This window comes from Streptomyces sp. MZ04 (assembly GCF_004684775.1).
Classification (GTDB): domain Bacteria; phylum Actinomycetota; class Actinomycetes; order Streptomycetales; family Streptomycetaceae; genus Streptomyces.
This window is the reverse complement of sequence record NZ_SRIC01000560.1, coordinates 1-1,574: the sequence shown is the minus strand read 5'-3', so window position 1 is coordinate 1,574 and position 1,574 is coordinate 1. Positions and strand designations below refer to the sequence as shown.

The following is a 1,574-nucleotide window of genomic DNA, read 5'->3' as shown; positions in this document are numbered from 1 at the left end:
GGCGGGTTGAGGCCCGCCTCCCGTTCCTTGAAAAGAGGGCTCGGGGCTTGTGGCTTGAGCTCCGGGGGTCCTGGCTGTCAGGTGGCCTTGAGGTTCGTGACGAACGCGGACCAGGTCGTGGCCCGGAACACGAGCTTCGGGCCTGTGGGGTTCTTGGAGTCGCGGACGGGGACGATTTCCGGGTGGCCGTCGGCTACTTCGAGGCAGTCGCCGCCGTCACCGCCGCTGTAGGTGGACTTGCGCCAGGTGGCGACCTCTACGCAGTCGCCGCCGCTGCCGCCGCTGTAACTGGATTTGCGCCAGATCGCCTTGCTCAGGTCGTACTCAGGGGTGCAGTTCTCCATGCTCGTAATCCTGCGCCACCGACTCGATCAGGGCCAGGGATTCCTGCGGGGAGAGCGCTGCTGCCTGGAGGAGGCTGAACATCAGGGTGTGGCGGGCGACGGTGGCCGGGTCGTCGAGCAGCTTCCCCATGTCGGGCCCTTCGACGAAGGAGAGTGGGGGCGCGTCCTCGAACTCCATGAGCTTCAGGGCGCCGTGCATCGACGCATGCGCCCCGGCGCCGAACGGCAGCACCTGCACGATGATGCGGTGATTCTGCGCGAGCCCGGTCACGTGCTCCAAGGCCTCCGCCATCACAACGCCACCGCCGACCTCCCGCCGCAGCACCGCCTCGTCAAGAATCGCCCACAACAAGGGGGTTGTTGGATGGTCGAGGAGGTGCGCCCGTTCGAGGCGTGCCGCCACCAGGCCGTCGATCGTGTCGTCCGGGGCTGTCGGGTGATAGGCGCGGAAGACTTCCTCCGCGTACGCCTTCGTCTGGAGCAAGCCCGGGACCAGTAGCGTCGCGTACTGCCTGATGGTGGTCGCGATCGCCTCCGCCTCCGCTGCTTCGGCGAAGTGATCCGGGTATTTCGACTTGGCGATCGCCGCACAGTTACGGGCGAAGAAGCCATCCGTACCCAGGATCTCGTCTATCTGGGCGGCGTATTCGAGGTGCATCCTCCGCGTCCCCGATTCGAGCTGGCCGATGAACGAGCCGCTCACGAAGAGCGGGGTGCCCAGCTCCTCCTGGCTCAGGCCAGCCTTCTCGCGGGCGTGGCGCAGCTCCGCGCCCAGTAAGGCGCGGGGTGACGATGACGGGTCGAGGTCTTTGGGTCCTGGCATGGCAACTCCCGGTTGAACACGAGGGGTTGTTGAGGCGCCGTCGCTTCTCAGGCTAGCGCCGCGCGACCACGCTGGGTGAGGAAACGGAAACACTCGGTGTAAGGGGTGCTGGTCATGGTGGTGCGGAACGCCGAGCGGCTACGGGCCGTGGAGGACGTGGTGGCGCAACTGCGCGGTGAACTGGACGCGCTGGGCGTTGCGCTGCCCTCGCTGCGGGTCGACCCCGTGTCGGCGGCGGGGGGCAGTGCCGCGTACCCGCTCGTCGACCTCGGGTGCTGCAACCTGGACACGGCGATGCGGCTGGTCGCGGTGCTGGGGCAGTCGCGATGAACGACGACCCGAGTGTGCCGGAGGCGGGGACGTACGCCGTCGACTTCAGGGACGGGAGTGTGGGGCGGGTCATGGGG

At 67.8% G+C, this 1,574-nt stretch carries 3 protein-coding genes; 1 reads left to right on the top strand and 2 read right to left on the bottom strand.

Translation table 11 applies throughout. The features are described 5' to 3' along the window. Positions 1 to 77: 77 nt before the first annotated feature. Positions 78 to 344: a DUF397 domain-containing protein gene (locus tag E2651_RS43115; RefSeq protein WP_135336716.1), complete on the bottom strand. Its 267-nt coding sequence runs from the start codon at positions 342 to 344 to the stop codon at positions 78 to 80. Beyond that, positions 325 to 1,167, bottom strand: a complete 843-nt coding sequence (locus tag E2651_RS43110) for a helix-turn-helix transcriptional regulator (RefSeq protein WP_135336715.1) — start codon at positions 1,165 to 1,167, stop codon at positions 325 to 327. The genes E2651_RS43115 and E2651_RS43110 overlap by 20 nt, the downstream gene beginning before the upstream one ends. A gap of 114 nt (positions 1,168 to 1,281) precedes the next feature. On the opposite strand from E2651_RS43110, the gene E2651_RS43105 reads away from it, so the two are divergent. Continuing rightward, complete coding sequence (locus E2651_RS43105) at positions 1,282 to 1,497, top strand: hypothetical protein (protein ID WP_135336714.1); 216 nt, start codon at positions 1,282 to 1,284, stop codon at positions 1,495 to 1,497. Positions 1,498 to 1,574: the final 77 nt, after the last annotated feature.